Source organism: Bacteroides sp. 1_1_14, from assembly GCF_000162515.1.
Taxonomy (GTDB): Bacteria; Bacteroidota; Bacteroidia; order Bacteroidales; family Bacteroidaceae; genus Bacteroides; species Bacteroides thetaiotaomicron.
Genome location: NZ_GG774707.1, coordinates 140,399 through 142,567, shown reverse-complemented (window position 1 = coordinate 142,567; position 2,169 = coordinate 140,399). Strand labels below are relative to the sequence as shown.

Below are 2,169 nucleotides of genomic sequence, written 5' to 3'. Positions count from 1 at the left end.
CGCAAGCACGACCTCCTGGCCGCGCATCGCAGGAAGGCTCTTGATATTGTCCAGCGAGGTGACCTCGGCCAGTTCATCGACACTCTGGCTCTCAGACTTGATGGAGTTCAGGATGTCCTTCTTCAATTCATTCTTTTCAGATTCTGTCAGTGCCATAAATTATCCTCCTTATCTTTCTATCAGTTGTACAACCTGCGAGTAACAGCCGGGAGTCAGTCCGGAAACAGCCTCCTTTATCAACACGGCATCTTCCGATGTGATTTCAATCTCACCGCCAGTGTCCATTATCCGCATACAAAGGTGATACGCACGCATCTTCTTACCGTTGTCTGTCTGCATATTGCCACTCGGACGAATACCCGTCCCGTTGAAAAGGCACTGGGCCACGATATGACCGATTACCTGCGGGTTGCCATCAACCAGCAGGGGTTCACCATTAAAATCCTTAAAATCCGCATTAAAATTTACCTTCATAATTACATGATATTAAATACCCGACATTTTGACAACAATACCATTGACAACTTCAAGGGTATAATTATTAGTTAGAAAATCATTCTTCACAGACCATCTGAAAGTCCCGGAAACACCCTTCCGGTAAGTATAGGTCCCGTCACTGCCCAAAGTCCATTCCGTACCATAATTGTTCGAAAGGATGTCGCCACAATATACCGCACCGTTCACATGTACGCCCCCGTCAAAAAAGCCGGCATAAGAATTGGCACTTACCGGGTAACTTTGTCCGGATGATTTGCTGGAAGCATAAATGGCGGCACCGCCCGTATTGGAACCGACAACCTTCACTCCGAACCGCCCCTGAGTGGCGGCATTGAAAGCGACATCCACAACCCCATCCATATCGGTCTGGGACACTCCGAGTTTCAAACTGCGGGAATCGTTGCCGAAATAATCACCCGCTTTCCAGAACAAACGGCCGGACTCTATCGTAAAACCGCCGATCTTGCCATCTTGGGCATGAACGGTCCCGTATATTTTTGCATTGCGCGTCTCAATACTACCATCTTGCAAAATTTTAAAATTATTGTTAGCCGTAACAAGCCCCTCAAGGGTAATGCAGTCGCCTTTGATTTTTATACCGTCACCGCCGACACCAACAAGGGATTTTAAATTTCCGTCGCCGTCAATGGCATATAACCCGGAATATTTGGAAGTAACCATCAGACCTGTCTCTTCCAACATATTCTCGTCCTTATCAAAGACAGCCGCCGAAATCTTCACCAGACGCTCCGACTGCTCGAAAAGTGTTTTATAACGGTGCGCCAGCGATTCCACGCGGTCGGTAGAGAGTATGAGCATGTACAGGTAGATGTCCCCGGTGAAAGACAGCTTGAAGTCTCCCGTACCGTTCCAAAGACCGCTACAGGTATATTGCACGTAGCCGTCAGTCGCGGGCAGTTCCTCTTCCACTTCCATGCTGTTGAAGTTGGCGAACCCCGTCTTGTCAACACCCACGAACTCCACCCGCAGGGTTCCACCGACCGCACAACGGTAAAAGAAGGTCAGGTACACCGGGACGGCTTCCTTCTCCCCGCTGCCGTTTTCAGGCATGGAGGGGATGCTTTTCAGGTTCTCACGTTTCTGGAGAATGTACTTACCCCGGATACGCACGACCTTACGGCCGTCATCCTCGGTCACGCTCGCGCCGTCACCCTTCTTCGTCAGCACATTGCCGTTCGCCCAGACCCAGCGGTTACCCACAAGGAAGAACACCGTCTCGTTTTCCGTGTTCCATTTCATAAGGCCGTCATCAAAGGCGGGGTTATTCAGATACCCGCGATCGGTGGCGAAGTCCTGGCGCAGAGCGGTCACCACACTGGTGATACGTCCCTCGACGATCTCGAATTTTGTCTTGATATCCTCGCCTGTCACCAAAAGGAATGTCCCGCGCAGATAGGCGTTGTCGCTGTAAAGGCCGTTGCCGTGCGGCTGGTTGTCGGCCGGGAACCAGTCGTCGCTGATGCCGTCCAGGTTACCCAGGCGGGCACGAAGGCAGCCGGTGAAGTTTTTCGCCTTCACGCCGTCCATCACGTCCATGCGGGGCTGCCCGTCCTCGGTGGCGGATATCAGGATCAGGTTCTGGCGCAACGGGTTTTCCGTATTACCCATCAGCACACATTCGTCACCGGGGGCAGGAAGGGAAGTTCCGAA

Annotated in this window: 1 protein-coding gene and 1 pseudogene; both read right to left on the bottom strand. The window is 51.7% G+C overall.

The features are described from left to right. Positions 1-168: 168 nt before the first annotated feature. Positions 169-474, bottom strand: a complete 306-nt coding sequence (locus tag HMPREF9007_RS09560) for a hypothetical protein (protein ID WP_008762191.1) — start codon at positions 472-474, stop codon at positions 169-171. Between the two features lie 12 nt (positions 475-486). Continuing rightward, positions 487-2,169, bottom strand: a pseudogene (locus HMPREF9007_RS09565) (hypothetical protein); the annotation flags it as partial.

Coding starts and splice junctions, on each gene's coding strand:
- HMPREF9007_RS09560 (WP_008762191.1), bottom strand. CDS start 474: ATGAAGGTAAATTTTAATGCGGATTTTAAGGATTTTAATGGTGAACCC.